Below are 16,268 nucleotides of genomic sequence, written 5' to 3'. Positions count from 1 at the left end.
GCCATGTTGCGCACCCGACAGCCCTACAACCCGGCCGGCAGCACCAACGCGGCTTGACAAACGCATTAGGGAGCCTCTTCCTCGGGCGGATCGGGATCGCCGCGCAGCAGCTCCTCGGGGTGGTGGGCGTGGTTGATCTGCGGCGGCCCGCTGCCGTCGGTCCAGCCGAGTCGCCCGTTGTCGGTGACGATGGTGTGCCATTCGCCGCGAGTGGTCGCGCCGTGGTCGCAGCCGCAAGCGAAAAACAGCTTGTCCGCGTCGGTGCTCCCGCCGTGGGCCCAGTCCGGTGCGTGGTGCACCTCGCAGTGGTAACCGGATTCCAGGCAGTTGGGTCGGGTGCAGCCGCGGTCCCGGGCGTAGCAGATGAGTCGCTGGTCGGCGGTGGCGAGGCGCTTTTGGCGTCCCAGATACAGCGGACGGCCGGTGTGGTCTTCGAACACGGCCAGGTAGTGGATTGCCTTGGCGGCCAAGCGAATCAAATCGCGCATCGGCAGCCGCGAGCCACCACCGGTGCGTGCCGGGGCGGGCATCGGGATCGACGGGTCGACGACGGCGTGGGCGGCCCGGTTGAGTTCGTCAAGGGTAGTGGTGACCACGACGGTCACCGGATGACCGCGATGGGTCCCGAGCTGGCCCGAGGCCAGGGCGGTTTCGAAGCCCAGTTTGAGCGCGTCGTGGCAGCGTTGCGGGGCGCTGCGCTCGTCCCGCTGTTCGGGTGCGGCGCCCTCGGGTTGGTGCCGGCCGGGCCGCACCGCCGCCTCGATCGCTTCGAGATAGGCGCGGGCCTCGGGGTCCAGAAACCCGGTCAGCCGCGACATGCCATCGGGACCCTGCGGCCCCAGGCGCAGCCCGCGGCGGCGGGCGCGGTCCTCGTCGGTGAACAGGCCGTCGGGATTGAGATAGTCGGCGATGCGCTGGCCGAGCTTGGCGACGATGCCCGCGTCGAGCTTCGTCGCGTGCGCCACCAGGGTGCGCTCGGCCTCGGCCACCTCGGTCGGCGACACGCTGGCGGGCAGCGCGTCGACCGCGCGGCACACAGCGCGGATATGGTCCTCGCCGACCGCGCCGGCTTCCACCGCCGCCGCCAGCCCGGGCAGCTCGGGCGGCACCGCGGGACCGGTCAGCGAGCGCCGCGGCCGGATCCGAGCGGCCAGCTTGAAGCGCCGAATCAGCTCCGCGGGCGTCACCCGCAGCCGCGCGCACAGCTTCGCGCGGACGGCCGGCACCGATTCGGCGCCGTCGGGCGGGTCGGCGATCTCGGCGAAAAACCGGTACATCAGTCCGCGGTTGACGCGGTCCTGGGTCTCCAGCCGCTCGGCCACGCCGACGCGGAAATCGTTGCCCACCACATCGGACGAGGTCGCGCGCAGCACGTCGTGGGCGGCGTCGATGGCGTCGAGAGCAGCATCGATCCGCTCTCGCGCCTCCGCGGCACCCACACCCGAACCCATGGCGCCGACGTTAGGAATGACCACCGTCAAGACTCCGGGCCCACGCACGCCGTCGTTGCCGGCTGTGGATGAAGTCGCGACTGTGCATAACCCGGCCCCGCGCCGCCTGACCGCCGTTCTGGCGGCCACGGCCCCTGACGTGCAAGTATGAGAAAGCCAGCGCCCGCAACGGCAGGCAGGTGTGCCAATGCCCGGTATCGACAAGCCGACGGGGCGGGTCATCGCCCTGATCGTCCTCTTGATCTTTGTTGCGGCCGCGTTGCGCGGATACCTACCGGCCCCCGACCACCCCGTGCACCGCGAGGAGGGCAGCGGCCGGGCCGCGATGATGTTCGTCATCGCCGCCCTGAGCGGGACGCTGGCGCTGCTGACGATCGCGGTGGTGGCGCGGCTGCGCGACCCGCGCGCCGCCGGCCCCAAGCAGGGCGACCTGTCCGAGCTGCTGGGCACCGGCGGGGGCCGCCCGAGTTGGCAGGTGTTGCTGATCGGGCTCGCGCTGATCCTTGCGTGGCTGCTGATCGTGACCCTGGCAATCCGCTACCTGGCGCCGCACCCGGCCGCGCCGTTCGGGGCCGGCCCGGCGCAGAACGCGCCGACGCCCGGGCAGGCCGGCGCCCCGCCGCCGCAGCAACCGACGCAGCAACCGACGCAGCAACCGACGCAGAAACGAACGAGAGACATGTTCGGCGTCCTGCTGGCCGGCGCCGTGCCGATGATGCTGGTCATCGTGGCGGCGTCGGTGATCATGCGGCGGCGGCGCTCGGCCGTCCCGGCGGCCATCGCCGACAACGGCGCGGAGCCAGCGGCGCCGACGCCGCGCTCGGAGTCGCTGGTCCGCGCCGCCGAGCTGGGGCTGGCCGAGATGGACGACATGAGCCGCGAACCGCGCGAGGCGATCATCGCGTGCTACGCCGCGATGGAGCGTGGGCTCGCCAACGTGCCGGGGGCCGCCCCGCAGGAGTTCGACACCCCGACCGAGGTGCTGGTGCGGGCAGTCGAACACCACGCGCTGCACGCCGACACCGCGGTGCAGCTGGTCAACCTGTTCGAAGAGGCGCGTTTCAGCCCGCACGTGATGAACGAGGGACACCGTGAGGTCGCGGTCGGCGTGCTGCGCCTGGTGCTTGACGAGTTGCGGAGCCCCGTATGAGAAAGCTTGTGGCCCTGGGCATTTGCCTGATCGTTGGGATAGAGCTGATGGCACTCATCCTGCACGATCGCCGATTCCTGCTGGCCGCCTCGGGGGCCGCCCTGGCGCTGGTGTTGCTCAACGTCCGCCGCTATTTGGCCCGCGGCGCCGAATCCGACGACGAGTCGGACCCCGACGATCGCGGGGATTCGTTGCGTCGCTGGCTTGCCACCACCGAGACGACGCTGCGGTGGGCGGACTCCACCCGTGCCGACTGGGATCGGCATTTACGCCCGATGCTGGCGCGGCGATATGAAATGACCACGGGGCAAAAGCAATCCAAGGACCCGGTCGCCTATCACGCGACCGGCCGGATGCTCTTCGGAGTCGAACTGTGGGAATGGGTCAATCCCAACAACATCACACACACCGGCGACCGCCAGCCCGGTCCCGGCCGTGGGGCGCTGGAAGAGATTCTGCGGAAGTTGCAGCAGGTATGAGGGGAGCCAGCCAGACATGACACTGCCGGCCGCGACTACCACCGCACACTGCGAGGCGGTGCTCGACGAAATCGAACGTGTGGTGGTGGGCAAGCGCTCGGCGCTCACCCTTATCCTCACCGCGGTACTGGCCCGCGGGCACATCCTGATTGAGGACCTGCCCGGCCTGGGCAAGACGCTGATCGCACGGTCCTTCGCGGCCGCGTTGGGACTTCGATTCACCCGCGTGCAGTTCACGCCGGACCTGCTGCCCGCCGACCTGCTCGGCTCGACCATCTACGACATGCAGTCGGGCCGTTTCGCTTTCCGGGCCGGCCCCATCTTCACCAACCTGTTGCTGGCCGACGAGATCAACCGCACCCCGCCGAAGACGCAGGCCGCGCTACTGGAGGCGATGGCCGAGGGCCAGGTGAGCATCGACGGCGAAACCCACAAGCTGCCAACGCCGTTCATCGTCTTGGCGACCGACAACCCGATCGAATACGAGGGCACCTACCCGCTTCCCGAGGCGCAGCTGGACCGGTTCGCGATCCGGCTGGAGCTGCGCTACCTGTCCCAGCGCGACGAGACCGCGATGCTGCGCCGCCGCCTGGACCGCGGCTCGGCGGAACCGACGGTCGGCCAGGTGGTGGACGGCCACGACCTGCTGGCGATGCGCGAATCGGTCGAGCAGGTGACCGTGCACGAGGACGTCCTGCACTACGTGGTCTCGCTGGCCAACGCCACCCGGCACCACCCGCAGGTCGCCGTCGGCGCCAGCCCGCGGGCCGAGCTCGACCTAATTCAGCTCGCGCGGGCCCGCGCGCTGCTGCTCGGCCGTGACTACGTGATCCCCGAGGACGTCAAGGCGCTCGCCGTTCCGGCCGTCGCACACCGCATCACGCTGCGCCCGGAGATGTGGGTGCGAAAGATTCAGGGCGCCGACGTCGTTGGGGAACTGTTGCGGCGCCTGCCGGTGCCCCGGACGAGCGGCGGGCACGGGCCGACCGAATGAGCGGGTGCGAGGCCGAATTCCGTTGGCGCGCATCACCGCTGGCGCAGGCGATCGCGACCTGCGCCGGGGTGGCGCTGGCCGCCGCGGTGATCGGTGGCCGCTGGGAGCTGATCGCCTTCGCCGCGCCGCTGCTCGGCGTGCTGTGCTCGGTCAGCTGGCAGCACGCGGTGCCCAAGATTATGGTTTACGGGGAGCCGGACTCGCAGCGCCGCTTCGAAAACGAACAGGCGCGGGTGTCCGTGTGGGTGACCGAAGAATCCGGGACGGCCGGGCATGCGGCGCTGCGGCTGACGGTTTCGGCCGTCGCGGGCATGCATCTCGAAGAGCTCGACTGCGGCGCCGGACCCGCGAAAACCGTTGTGGTGAGCGCGCAACGCTGGGGCCGCTATCCCATTCGGGCGCGGGTCGACGTGCTCGCGCGCGGTGGGTTGCTGACCGGAACGGCCACCGTCGACGCCGCCGAGGTGATCGTGTTCCCGCTCACGCCACCGCAATTGACGCCCATCCCGCGGACCGAGCTGCTGGACCGCCTGGGCGCCCACCTGACCCGGCACGTCGGGCCGGGCGTCGAGTACGCCGACATTCGCCCCTACGTGCCCGGTGACCAGTTGCGGGCGGTGAACTGGCCGGTGAGCGCGCGGCGGCGCCGGTTGCATGTGACGCAGCGGCTGACCGATCGGGCCGCCGACGTGGTGGTGCTGATCGACGCGTACCGGCAGCCGGCGGGCCCGGCGACCGAGGCCACCGAGCGCGTCGTGCGCGGCGCGGCGCAGGTGGTGCAGACCGCGCTGCGCCACGGCGACCGCGCCGGGATCGTCGCCCTCGGCGGCAACCACCCCCGATGGCTGGGCGCCGACATCGGCCAGCGCCAGTTCTACCGCGTGCTCGACACCGTGCTCAGCGCCGGCGACCGGTTCGAAAACACCACCGGCACACTGGCGCCGCGGGCGGCGGTTCCCGCCGCCGCGATCGTGATAGCGTTCTCGACGCTGCTGGACACCGAGTTCGCGCTGGCTTTGATCGACCTGCGCAAGCGCGGCCACGTCGTGCTCGCCGTGGACGTCCTCGACACCTCGCCGTTCGAGGCCCAGCAGGATCCGCTGGTGGACCGGATGTGGGCGCTGCAGCGCTCCGCGATGTATCGCGACATGGCCACCGTCGGAGTGGACATCGTGTCCTGGCAGGGGGACAGCACGTTGGAACAGGCGATGGGCGTCCTTCCCGACCGCCGGCACCGGGTGCGCGGACGGCTGCGGGGATGAGATCGGTCGCGTTGGTCGCCTCCACCGTCTTCGGCGTGCTGATGGTGGGGTTGGCCGCGGTCGGGGCTCACGGCGTCGCGTTGGCCGCCGCGGCGGCCGCCCTGATCGCCGTGGGCGCCGGGGTGGTGTACAGGCCGGCCGCGACAGGGGCCGTATTGCTCTGCGTGGCAGCCATTTTGGCGTCGGATCCGTCGCTGGTCCTGGCCGCGTGGTCGGGCCTGTGCGCCGCCGCCTACCTGGCCTGTTGCCACGCGGTCGGCGCCGCCGAGGGCGTCGTCATGCGGAGCTGGCCGACGGTGCTCGGGGCCGTGGGGTTCACCGTCGCCGGGCTGGTGGCCACGGCGTTCCCGCTGCAGCTGCCGTGGTTGCCGCTCGCGGCGCCGCTGGCCGCGCTGGCGGTCTATCTCGTGGCGACGCGGCCGTTCGTGAGCTGAGCCGGTTCAGCGCAGCAGCTGGGCGGCCTGGTCGGCCAGGTCGAGCAGCGGCTGCGGGAAGATGCCCAAAAGCACTGTCACCAAGGCGCACACCGCGATCGCGGCCTTGCTCAGGATGCCCGGAGCCACCACCTGGGGGGTCTCGTCGGTGGCCTCGGTGAAGAACATCGACACGATGACGCGCACGTAGAAGTAGGCGGCGATCCCGCTGGCCACCACACCGACGATCACCAGCGGCGCGGCGCCGCCCTGGGCGGCGGCCTTGAACACCGCGAGCTTGCTGACGAAGCCGCTCGTCAGCGGAATGCCGGCGAAGGCCAGCAAAAACATCGAAAACATCACGCCCACAATGGGTGAGCGCTGCCCGAGCCCCGCCCAATGCGACAGGGTGGCGTCCTCTGAGAGTTCTGAGCCGTCGGCGTTGCGGATCAGGCTCACGATCGCGAACGCGCCCACGGTGCTGAAGCTGTAGGCGACCAGATAAAACAGCGTGGCCGAAAGGCCCGCGGTGTTGTCGGCGATGACGCCGGTGAGGATGAACCCGACGTGCGCGACAGACGAATAGGCCAGCATCCGCTTGACGTCGGTCTGATTGACGGCCGTGATGGTGCCGACCGCCATGGTCAGGATCGAAATGGTCCACAGCACCGGGCGCCACTGGTCGTGCAGCGGCGGCAGCGCGACGTAAACCACGCGCAGCAGCGCGCCGAACGCCGCGACCTTGGTGGCCGCCGCCATGAACCCCGTGATCGGGGTCGGCGCGCCCTGATAGACGTCGGGGATCCACGAGTGAAACGGCACCGCACCCACTTTGAACAGCAGGCCCACCGACAGCAGCGCGACGCCGATCAGCGCCATCGAGCTGTCGCCATGGGCGGCAAGGGCATCGCGCACCCCCGACAGCAGCAGCGTGCCCGTCGCCCCGTAGATCAGTGCGACCCCGTAGAGGAAGAACGCCGACGAGAACGCGCCCAGCAAGAAATACTTCATCGCCGCTTCCTGAGAGAGCAGGCGGCGATGCCGGGCCAGCCCGCACATCAGATACAGGGGCAGCGAAAGGACTTCCAGCGCAACGAACATCGTCAACAGGTCGTTGGAGGCGGGGAACACCATCATGCCGCCGACCGACAGGGTCAGCAGGGGGAAGAGCTCCGTCTGCGCCGCCCCGGCCCGCCGCGCCTCGCGCTCGGCATCGCTGCCGGGCACCGCGGACGCCTGCGGGGTGAACGAATCCAGCCCGGCCGAGGCCGCGCCCACCGAAACCTTGCTCTCGGCCTTGGCCTGCGTGCGCTCGGCGACGAGGATCACCGCCAGCACGGCCACCAGCAGCACGGTGCCCTGCAGGAACAGGGTCGGGCGATCGATGGCCACCGCGCCCAGCACCGCGGCGCGGCCCGGGGCCGCAAGCGAGCGGCTGACCGCGACCACCGCGACGAACGCCGCGATCAGGCCGCCGAGGGCCAGCGTCACCTGGGTGCCGTAACGAAATCGCCTGGGAACGAACGCTTCGACGAGCACGCCTACCACCGCGACGCCGAAGACGATGAGCATCGGGCACAGCAGGAAGTACTCGACGCTGGGGGTGGGCAGGGTCATCGGTGCGGTCCTTCGGCTGTCTTCGGCGCTTGCGCCGTTCCCGGGGTGCCCGGCCGCACGCTCGGCGCGGGATCGTGCTGGCCGATGGTGGTCATGGTGTTCGCGACGGCCGGATTGATCAGGTCCAGCACGGGCTTGGGGTAGACCCCGAGCGCGATCAGCAGCGCGATCAGCGGGGCGACGACGAGCATCTCGCGCGCCCTGAGGTCGCCGATGCGTTCGTTGCCGGCGGCCACCGGCCCGTTCATCACCCGCTGGTAGAGCCACAGCATGTAGATCGCCGACAGCACCAACGCGGTGACGCCGATCGCGGCCGCCAACCAGTACCGGTTGAAAGTGCCCAGCAGGACCAGGAATTCGCTGATGAACGGCGCCAGACCGGGCAGTGACAGGGTGGCCATGGCCGAGACCAGGAACGTGCCCGCCAGGATCGGCGCCACCTTCTGCACGCCGCCGTAGTCGGCGATCGACCGGCTGCCGTGCCGCGCGATCAGGAAGCCGGCGATCAAAAACACCGCCGCGGTGGACAGGCCGTGGTTGAGCATGTACAGCGTGGACCCGCTCTGGCCTTGGCTGGTCATCACGAAGATGCCCAGGATGATGAACCCGAAGTGGGAGATCGAGGTGTAGGCGATCAGGCGCATGATGTCGGCCTGGCCGATCGCCACGATCGCGCCGTAGACCACCCCGATGACGGCGAGGACCACGATCAGGGGCCGGAAATACGTTGAGGCGCTGGGGAACAGCTGCAGGCAGTAGCGCAGCATGCCGAAGGTGCCGACCTTGTCCATCACCGCCATCATCAGCACCGCGGTCGCGGGCGTGGCCTCCACGGCGGCGTCGGGCAGCCACCGGTGGAACGGCCACAGCGGCGCCTTGATGGCGAACGCGAACATGAAGCCCAAGAACAGCGCCTTGAAGACGGCCGGGTCCGCGCCGTAGCGGCCGGAGGCGACGCCGGCCACGATGTCACGGAAGTCGAAGGTGCCCAAACCGTGTTGGGCGGTCACCACGTACAGCCCGATGACCGCCGCCAGCATGATCAGGCCGCCGAACAGGTTGTACAGCAAGAACTTCACCGCGGCGCGCGACCTGCCGGGACCCTGGCCGAAGCCGCCGATCAAGAAGTACATCGGGATCAGCATGGCCTCGAAGAACACGTAGAACAGCAACACGTCCAGCGCGATCACCGAGACGAGCACCATCGACTCGATGGCCAGCGTCAGGGCGACGTAGGCGTGCACGCCGCGCGGGTTGCGGTCGCCGCCATCGTCACCGTCGCTGTCGTTCCAGCCGGCGACCTGCAGCAGCGGGATCAGCACGGCGGTCAGCAGCACCAGCACCACCGCGATGCCATCCACGCCGAGGGAGTAACCCGCGCCCAGCGCCGGTATCCAGCGGTGCGTTTCGACGAATTGGTAAGTGGCGCCGCCGGTCTTGAAGCCGGCGGTGACGACGACCGCCACCGCCAGCGTCAGCACGCCGAAGACCAGGCCGGTCCATTTGGCGAGCCGGCGCAGCCCCGGGGGCAGCAGGATGGTCAGCACGGCGCCGGCCAGCGGCACCAGCCACAGCACGCTCAGCCACGGCACGCTGTTCATGAAAGCGCCGTTCACCAGACCCTCACCGCCAGGATCAGCGCGGCCACCAGCACGGCGCCCGCGAGCATGGACAGGGCGTAGTTACGGGCGAAGCCGGTCTGGGCCCGCCGCAAGCGATTCGAGGTCCGGCTGACCAGCGCCGCCAGCGCGTTGACCGAGCCGTCCACCCCGGCGTCGTCGACTTCGACCAGCGCCTGGGTCAGTTCCGCGCCGGGGCGCATGAACACCTCCTCGTTGAAGGCATCGCCGTAGAGGTCCCTGCGGGCGGCCGTGGTGAGCGGGTTGACCGCCAGCGGGGCCACCCGGGGGATCGGCGCCCTGGCGTACATCCGGTAGGCCACCGCGATGCCGATCGCGACGACGGCCAGCGCCACGGCGGTGGTGACCCAGGCCGGCAGGGCATGGGCGGATTCTTCCCGCACGCCGACGACGGGCTCGAGCCAGCGCTGCAGGCTGCCGCCCCACCACATCAAAAGCCCGGAGAACACCGAGCCGACGGCCAGCAGGATCATCGGCCACGCCATCACGGCCGGCGCCTCGTGCGGGTGCGACCCTGGGGCCCAACGCTTTTCGCCGAAGAAGGTCATCAGCATGACCCGCGTCATGTAGAACGCGGTGACGCCGGCGCCCAGCAGCGCGGCCCCGCCCAGGACGTAGCCGCGGGTGTCGCCGGTGGACAGCGCCGCCTCGATGATCTTGTCCTTGGAGAAGAAGCCCGCGAACGGCGGCACGCCGATGATCGCGAGGTACCCCAGCCCGAACGTCGCGAACGTGATCGGCAGGGCGGCGCGCAGGCCGCCGTAGCGGCGCATGTCCTGCTCTTCGTGCATCGCGTGGATCACCGCGCCGGAACCCAGAAACAGGCCGGCCTTGAAGAATCCGTGGGTGAGCAGGTGCATGATCGCGAACGCGTAACCGGCCGGCCCGAGCCCGGCGGCCAGCACCATGTAGCCGATCTGGCTCATCGTCGAGGCCGCCAGCGCGCGCTTGATGTCGTCCTTGGCGCAACCGATGAACGCCCCGAGCAGCAACGTGACGGCCCCGACGATCACCACCGCCAGCTGCGCGTCCGGCGCCAGGTTGTACAGCGGATTGGACCGCACGATCAGATACACCCCGGCGGTCACCATGGTGGCGGCGTGAATCAGCGCGGAGACGGGAGTGGGGCCCTCCATCGCGTCACCCAGCCAGGCCTGCAGCGGGACCTGAGCCGACTTGGCGCACGCGCCCAGCAGCAACAGCAATCCCATCGCGGTCAGCGCGCCCCGGCCGGCCGCCGGCGCCCCGGCGAACACCCCGGCATACGACAGCGTGCCGAAGGTGCTGAACATCAAGAACATTCCGAGCGCCAGCCCGGCGTCGCCGACCCGGTTCATCACGAACGCCTTCTTGGCCGCGGTGGCCGCCGTCGGCTTGTGGTACCAGAAACCGATCAGCAGGTAGGAGGCCAGGCCGACGCCCTCCCAGCCGACGTAGAGCACCACGTAGTTGTCGGCGACCACCAACAGCAGCATCGACGCCAGGAACAAGTTGAGGTAGCCGAAGAACCGTCGGCGGTCCGGGTCGTCGGCCATGTAGCCGATCGAGTAGATGTGGATCAGCGACCCCACGCCGGTGATCAGCAGCACGAAACACATTGACAGCTGGTCGATCTGAAGACCGAGGTCGACCTGCAGCTGCCCGACGGGGATCCAGCTGAACACCTTTTGGTGGATGACGCGGTCGTTCCCGCTTCGGTTGAGCATGTCGGCGAGCAGCGTCGCGCCCACCCCGAACGCTGCGACTGCGGTGGCGCAGCCCAGCAGGTGGCCCCACGGGTCGGTGCGCCTGCCGCCGAAGAGCAGGATTGCGGCGCCCGCCAACGGCAGCGCCACGAGCAGCCAGCTGTAGTCAATCATCGTGGCGTTCTTAGCCTTTGAGTAGGTTCGCGTCGTCGACCGACGCCGATTTGCGGGCACGGAAAATCGTCATGATGATGGCCAGGCCGACGACGACCTCGCAGGCGGCCACCACCATGGTGAAGAACGCGATCATCTGGCCGTCGAGGTGGCCGTGCATCCGCGCGAACGTGACGAACGCCAGGTTGACGGCGTTGAGCATCAACTCGACGCACATGAACATCACGATGGCGTTGCGGCGCAACAGCACACCCGCGGCCCCGATCGTGAACAGCAGCGCCGAAAGGTACAGGTAGTTCGCGGGATTCACGACGCGCCGCCCTTCACGGTCTCGGGCGAGCGGGTGGTGTCCGGGGCGTCCCCGCCGTTTGCGCCCCGCAGCCGCAGGATCGGCGACACCGACAACTCCGAGTACGAGCCGTCGGGCAGCAGCGCCGCCACGTCGACCGCGTTGTGCCGGGCGTAGACGCCGGGGTTCGGCATGGGGGTGGGATGCCCGCCGGCGCGGAAGCGTTCCTGGGACAGTTCGCGCTGGGTCTTGCGGCGCTCGAAACGCTCCCGGTGCGCCAGCACCATCGCGCCGACCGCCGCGGTGATCAGCAGCGCGCTGGTTAGCTCGAACGCCCACAGGTAGCGCGAAAAGATCAGCGCGGCCAGGCCTTCGACGTTGCCGTTGGCGTTGGCGGTGGTCAGGCCGGCAAAGCCTGAGGTGTAGCCGCCGGTCGCCACGTTGCCGATCCCGGCCAGCAGCAGGACGCCGAATCCGAGGCCGGTGACCACCGCGGCGACTCGCTGGCCGCGCAGCGTCTCCTTCAGCGATTCCGCGGAATCCACTCCGATCAGCATCAGGACGAACAGGAACAGCATCATCACCGCGCCCGTGTAGACCACGACCTGCACGACGCCGAGGAACAGGGCGTCCTGGATCATGTAGAACACCGCCAGGATGATCATCGTCATCGCCAAAAACATCGCCGAGTACACGGCGTTGACGGACAACACCACGCCGAGCGCGCCGATCAGCGCCAGCGCGCCCAGCACCCAGAACGCCACCGCTTCGCCGGTGGAGGTGCGAACGATGGTGTCGGCAGCCACATTCGAGGCCACATTCGAGGCCAGGTTCGAAGCCAGGTATGCCGCGCTCACTTCGGTCCTCCGGCGATCTGCTTCTCGCGCAAGCCGTTCGCGGTCACGTTGCCCTGGTAGTAGTCCTTGTCGGTGGCGCCCCGCGCCCTGGGATGCGGCGGCGCGGTCATGTCGGGCAGCAGCGGAGCGAGCAGCCGGTCCTTCTCGTAGATCAGGTCGGCCCGGTTGTCGTCGGCCATCTCGTAGTCGTTGGTCATCGTCAGCGCCCGGGTGGGGCAGGCCTCGACGCACAGGCCGCAACCGATGCAGCGCAGGTAGTTGATCTGGTAGACCCGCCCGTAGCGTTCCCCGGGCGAGTACCGCAACTCCTCGGTGTTGTCGGCGCCCTCGACGTAGATCGCGTCGGCCGGGCAGGCCCAGGCGCACAGCTCGCAGCCGATGCACTTTTCCAGGCCGTCCGGGTACCGGTTGAGCTGGTGACGGCCGTGGTAGCGCGGGGCCACCGGGCCCGGCTTCTCCGGATACTCCTCGGTGACGGTCTTTTTGAACATCGAACCGAGCGTGACGCCGAACCCGGCGACGGCATCGAGAAACTTAGGCACGTGCTTCCTCCTTGGTCGCGCCGACCTTCTGCGCCGGCAGCGGCGGCGTCGGGAACGCCGGCTCGGTGATTTCGGGGGAGGGGGTCTGCCGGCGCAGCTGGCGCTGCATCGCGCGAATGCTGGGCGCCGTGAACGGCCTTCGCAGCAGCAAGAGCAGCGCGCCGGCCACGACGACGCTGCTGATCACCAACACCGGCGTCCAATGGGCGAATCCCTGGTTGCGCGCGGTGCGGATCACCGCCGCGATCAACACCCACACCAGCGAGGCCGGGATCAACAACTTCCAGCCCAGCGCCATGAACTGGTCGTAGCGCAACCGGGGCAGGCTGGCGCGCAGCCAGAAATAGATGAACAAAAACGTCCACATCTTCGCGATGAACCACAGCACCGGCCACCACCCGGTGTTGGCGCCCGCCCACATGTCGATCGGCCACGGCGCGTGCCAGCCGCCGAAGAACAGGGCCGTGGCCAGCGACGAAACGGTCATCATGTTGACGTACTCGGCCAGCATGAACATCGCGAACTTCAGCGACGAGTACTCGGTGTGGAACCCGGCGACCAGCTCGCCCTCGGCCTCGGGCAGGTCGAAGGGCGCGCGGTTGGTCTCGCCGACCATCGAGATGAGGTAGATCAGAAACGACGGCAGCAGCAAGAACACGTACCAGACCCGGTCCTGGGCGGCCACGATCTGCGACGTCGACATGGAGCCGGCGTAGAGGAACACCGCCGCGAAGGACAACCCCATCGCGACCTCATAGGAGATGACCTGCGCGGTGGAGCGCACCCCGCCGAGCAGCGGGTAGGTCGATCCCGACGCCCAGCCGCCGAGCACGATGCCGTACACGCCGATCGCCGAAAGCCCCAGGATGAACAACACCGCGACCGGCAGGTCGGTCAGCTGCAACGGCGTGCGGTGCCCGAAGATCGACACCACCGGGCCGAACGGGATGAACGCGAACGCGGTGAACGCGGGGATGACCGAAAAGACCGGCGCCGCAAAGTAAACGAACTTGTCGATGCCGCCCGGGGTGATGCTTTCTTTGAGGGCCAGCTTGATCCCGTCGGCCAGGCTCTGCAGCGCCCCCCAGGGCCCCACCCGGTTGGGGCCGGGCCGCCGCTGCATCCAGCCGAGGATTTTGCGTTCCAGCAGGATTGCGACCAGGACGTTGAGCATGAGGAAGACGAAGATCGCCAGCGCCTTGCCCAGCACCAGCCACCAGGTGTCGTGTCCGAAGGCGGTCAACGTGTTAGTCATTCGCGCCGACTCCAATCCCCACGATGCTCCCGATGGTCACGCCCAACTTGCGGTGCACCGCCGAACCCGGTGAGTTCAGCGGAAGCCACACCACCCGGTCGGGCATGTCGGTCACGGTCAGCGGCAGGGTGATCGACCCCCGCGACGTGCTGACGGTGACCCGGTCGCCCTCGGCGGCGCCGATCTCGGCGGCGGTGTCGGCCGACAGCCGCACGACCGGCTCCCGCGCCGTCCCGGCCAAATATGGCTCCCCGTCCTGCATTCGGCCCTGGTCGATCAGCAGCCGCCAGCCGCTCAGCACGGCCTGCCCCGGCCCGGGCTCGGCCGGCCCCGCCGCGGCGACCTGCGGACCGGCGGCACGCTCGCCGTCCCAGGGGCCCAGCCCGGACAGCTCCTCGCGCGCCGCCTCGACGGTGGTGGTGCCCAGGTAGACGCCCATCTCGTCGGCCAGCGTGTCGAGCACCCGGTGGTCGGACTGGGCGGCCTGCTGTGTGGTGCCGCGCAGCGCGGGCTCGAACCCGCGGTAGCGGCCCTCCCAGTTGACGAAGGCGCCGGATTTCTGCGTCGTCGGCGCGACGGGGAACACCACGTCGGCGCGTTGGGTGACGGCGCTGTGGCGCAGTTCCAGGCTGACGACGAAGCCGGCGGCGTCCAGCGCCGCGTGCACCGCCTCGGGATCGGGGAAGTCGGCCGGTTCGATGCCGCCGACCAGCAGGGCGCCCAGCGATCCGGCGGCGGCGGCGGCCAGGATGCCCGCGGCGTCACGCCCTGCCGCGGAAGGCAATTCGTCGACGTGCCAGGCCGCGGCGACCTCCGCCCGTGCGGCGTCGTCGGCCACGGGGCGGCCACCGGGCAGCAGCGTGGGCAGCGCCCCGGCCTCGAGCGCGCCGCGCTCGCCGGCGCGGCGCGGCACCCAGGCCAGCCGCGCGCCGGTGGCGTCGGCGAGCCGCGCGGCCGCGGACAACCCGCCCGGCACCGTGGCGAGCCGTTCGCCGACCATGATGACCGCGCCCGGCTTGCCGAGCAGGTCGCCCAGCTCGCCGGTGGCCAGGCCGTCCAGCGCCGAAGCCTCCGCTCCCGGAACGGTTTTGATCAGCCGGCCCGCCATCTTCGTCAGCCCCCGGGTGGCGAAGGGCGCGACCGCATAGACCGGGACATGGTTCTTGCGCGCGGCCTTGCGCAACCGCAGGAACACGATGGGCGACTCGTCTTCCGGCTCGAACCCGACCAGCAGCACCACCGGCGCCGATTCGAGATCGGAGTAGCTGACCGTCACCGGCCGGCCGGCGACGCGGGTGGTGAGGAACTCGGTCTCCTCGGCCGAATGCGGGCGGGCGCGGAAGTCGATGTCGTTGGTGTCCAACACCATTCGCGCGAACTTGCTGTAGGCGTAGGCGTCTTCCCAGGTCACCCGCCCGCCGACCAGCACGCCGGCGCGCCCGCGGGCCGCCTCGAATCCCTGGGCCGCTGCGATGATCGCGTGCGACCACGACGCCGGCCGCAGCTCGCCGTTGGTGTCCCGGATCAGGGGAGTGGTGATCACGTCGGGCTGCGTCGCGTAATTGAACGCCCACCGGCCCTTGTCGCAATTCCACTCCTCGTTGACCTCGGGATCGTCACCGGCCAGCCGGCGCAACACCTTGCCGCGGCGGTGATCGGTGCGCTGGGCGCACCCCGACGCGCAGTGTTCGCACACGCTCGGGCTGGACACCAGGTCGAAGGGGCGGGCACGGAACCGGTAGGCGGTGCCGGTGAGCGCGCCCACCGGGCAGATCTGCACGGTGTTGCCCGAAAAGTACGAGTCGAACGGCTCGTTGGCGTAGATGCCGACCTGCTGCAGGGCGCCGCGTTCCTGCATGTCGATGAAGATGTCGCCGGCGATCTGCTCGGAGAACCGCGTGCACCGCGCGCACAGGATGCAGCGCTCGCGGTCCAGCAGCACCTGCGACGAGATGTTGATCGGCTTGGCGAAGGTGCGCTTGACGTCGGTGAACCGAGAGTCGTCCCGCCCGTTGGACATCGCCTGGTTTTGCAGCGGGCATTCACCACCCTTATCGCACATGGGGCAGTCCAGCGGGTGGTTGATCAGCAGCAGCTCCATCACGCCGTGCTGGGCCTTGTCGGCCGCCTTGGAGGTGAGCTGGGTGCGCACCACCATGTCGGCGGTGGCGACGGTGGTGCACGACGCCATCGGCTTGCGCTGCCCCTCGACCTCGACCAGGCACTGGCGGCACGCGCCCACCGGTTCCAGCAGCGGGTGGTCGCAGAACCGCGGGATCTGGATGCCCATCAACTCGGCCGCGCGGATCACCAATGTGCCCTTGGGAACGGTGATTTCGACGCCGTCGATGGTCAGCGTCACCATCTCGGGCTTGCTGACCTGCTTTTCGGTGTCGGCGGCTTGGGTCATATGCGCCGCTCCTCCTCGCTGCTTCGCATCGCATCGTCGCCGGCTTGGGT

The 16,268-nt window shown here is 69.5% G+C and carries 14 protein-coding genes; 5 read left to right on the top strand and 9 right to left on the bottom strand.

Annotation, left to right across the window (positions count from 1 at the left end; all coding sequences use genetic code 11):
• Nucleotides 1-65: 65 nt before the first annotated feature.
• Nucleotides 66-1,451, bottom strand: coding sequence for an HNH endonuclease signature motif containing protein (locus AWC19_RS06060; RefSeq protein WP_085077173.1), 1,386 nt, complete (start codon nt 1,449-1,451; stop codon nt 66-68).
• Between the two features lie 187 nt (nt 1,452-1,638).
• Between AWC19_RS06060 and AWC19_RS06055 the strand changes: the two genes are divergently transcribed.
• The 5 genes from AWC19_RS06055 to AWC19_RS06035 are packed head-to-tail and all read left to right on the top strand — an operon-like array spanning nt 1,639 to nt 5,770.
• Complete coding sequence (locus AWC19_RS06055) at nt 1,639-2,601, top strand: DUF4129 domain-containing protein (RefSeq protein WP_169718081.1); 963 nt, start codon at nt 1,639-1,641, stop codon at nt 2,599-2,601.
• Nucleotides 2,598-3,080 (top strand): hypothetical protein, encoded by a 483-nt coding sequence (locus AWC19_RS06050; protein WP_085077172.1) that lies wholly within the window; start codon nt 2,598-2,600, stop codon nt 3,078-3,080. Before AWC19_RS06055 ends, AWC19_RS06050 begins: the two co-directional genes overlap by 4 nt.
• Before the next feature lie 16 nt (nt 3,081-3,096).
• Entirely contained in the window at nt 3,097-4,074 is a 978-nt protein-coding gene (locus AWC19_RS06045; protein WP_085077171.1) for an AAA family ATPase, read from the top strand.
• On the top strand, nt 4,071-5,336 hold the full coding sequence (locus AWC19_RS06040) for a DUF58 domain-containing protein (protein WP_085077170.1): 1,266 nt from the start codon (nt 4,071-4,073) through the stop codon (nt 5,334-5,336). Before AWC19_RS06045 ends, AWC19_RS06040 begins: the two co-directional genes overlap by 4 nt.
• Nucleotides 5,333-5,770 (top strand): hypothetical protein, encoded by a 438-nt coding sequence (locus AWC19_RS06035; RefSeq protein ID WP_085077169.1) that lies wholly within the window; start codon nt 5,333-5,335, stop codon nt 5,768-5,770. Before AWC19_RS06040 ends, AWC19_RS06035 begins: the two co-directional genes overlap by 4 nt.
• 6 nt (nt 5,771-5,776) lie before the next feature.
• Here AWC19_RS06035 and nuoN read toward each other — a convergent pair whose 3' ends face one another.
• From nuoN to AWC19_RS05995, 8 genes are read right to left on the bottom strand one after another with little or no spacing between them, the layout of a single operon-like run.
• Nucleotides 5,777-7,366, bottom strand: coding sequence for an NADH-quinone oxidoreductase subunit NuoN (nuoN, locus tag AWC19_RS06030; protein ID WP_085077168.1), 1,590 nt, complete (start codon nt 7,364-7,366; stop codon nt 5,777-5,779).
• Nucleotides 7,363-8,967, bottom strand: coding sequence for an NADH-quinone oxidoreductase subunit M (locus AWC19_RS06025; protein WP_085077176.1), 1,605 nt, complete (start codon nt 8,965-8,967; stop codon nt 7,363-7,365). Before AWC19_RS06025 ends, nuoN begins: the two co-directional genes overlap by 4 nt.
• A gap of 11 nt (nt 8,968-8,978) precedes the next feature.
• Entirely contained in the window at nt 8,979-10,865 is a 1,887-nt protein-coding gene (gene nuoL / locus AWC19_RS06020) for an NADH-quinone oxidoreductase subunit L (RefSeq protein WP_085077167.1), read from the bottom strand.
• Between the two features lie 10 nt (nt 10,866-10,875).
• A complete protein-coding gene (gene nuoK / locus AWC19_RS06015; RefSeq protein ID WP_047313174.1) occupies nt 10,876-11,175 on the bottom strand; it encodes an NADH-quinone oxidoreductase subunit NuoK in 300 nt (99 codons plus the stop codon).
• Nucleotides 11,172-11,972 (bottom strand): NADH-quinone oxidoreductase subunit J, encoded by an 801-nt coding sequence (locus AWC19_RS06010; RefSeq protein WP_142281021.1) that lies wholly within the window; start codon nt 11,970-11,972, stop codon nt 11,172-11,174. Before AWC19_RS06010 ends, nuoK begins: the two co-directional genes overlap by 4 nt.
• Nucleotides 11,973-12,007: 35 nt before the next feature.
• Nucleotides 12,008-12,553 (bottom strand): NADH-quinone oxidoreductase subunit NuoI, encoded by a 546-nt coding sequence (gene nuoI / locus AWC19_RS06005; protein WP_085077166.1) that lies wholly within the window; start codon nt 12,551-12,553, stop codon nt 12,008-12,010.
• Complete coding sequence (gene nuoH / locus AWC19_RS06000; protein ID WP_169718083.1) at nt 12,546-13,796, bottom strand: NADH-quinone oxidoreductase subunit NuoH; 1,251 nt, start codon at nt 13,794-13,796, stop codon at nt 12,546-12,548. The genes nuoI and nuoH overlap by 8 nt, the downstream gene beginning before the upstream one ends.
• Nucleotides 13,797-13,800: 4 nt before the next feature.
• The gene (locus tag AWC19_RS05995) at nt 13,801-16,218 is read right to left on the bottom strand and encodes an NADH-quinone oxidoreductase subunit G (RefSeq protein WP_085077164.1); all 2,418 of its coding nucleotides are present in this window, start codon (nt 16,216-16,218) and stop codon (nt 13,801-13,803) included.
• Nucleotides 16,219-16,268: the final 50 nt, after the last annotated feature.

This window comes from Mycobacterium palustre, assembly GCF_002101785.1.
GTDB lineage: Bacteria > Actinomycetota > Actinomycetes > Mycobacteriales > Mycobacteriaceae > Mycobacterium > Mycobacterium palustre.
This window is presented reverse-complemented; position numbering and strand designations above follow the sequence as displayed.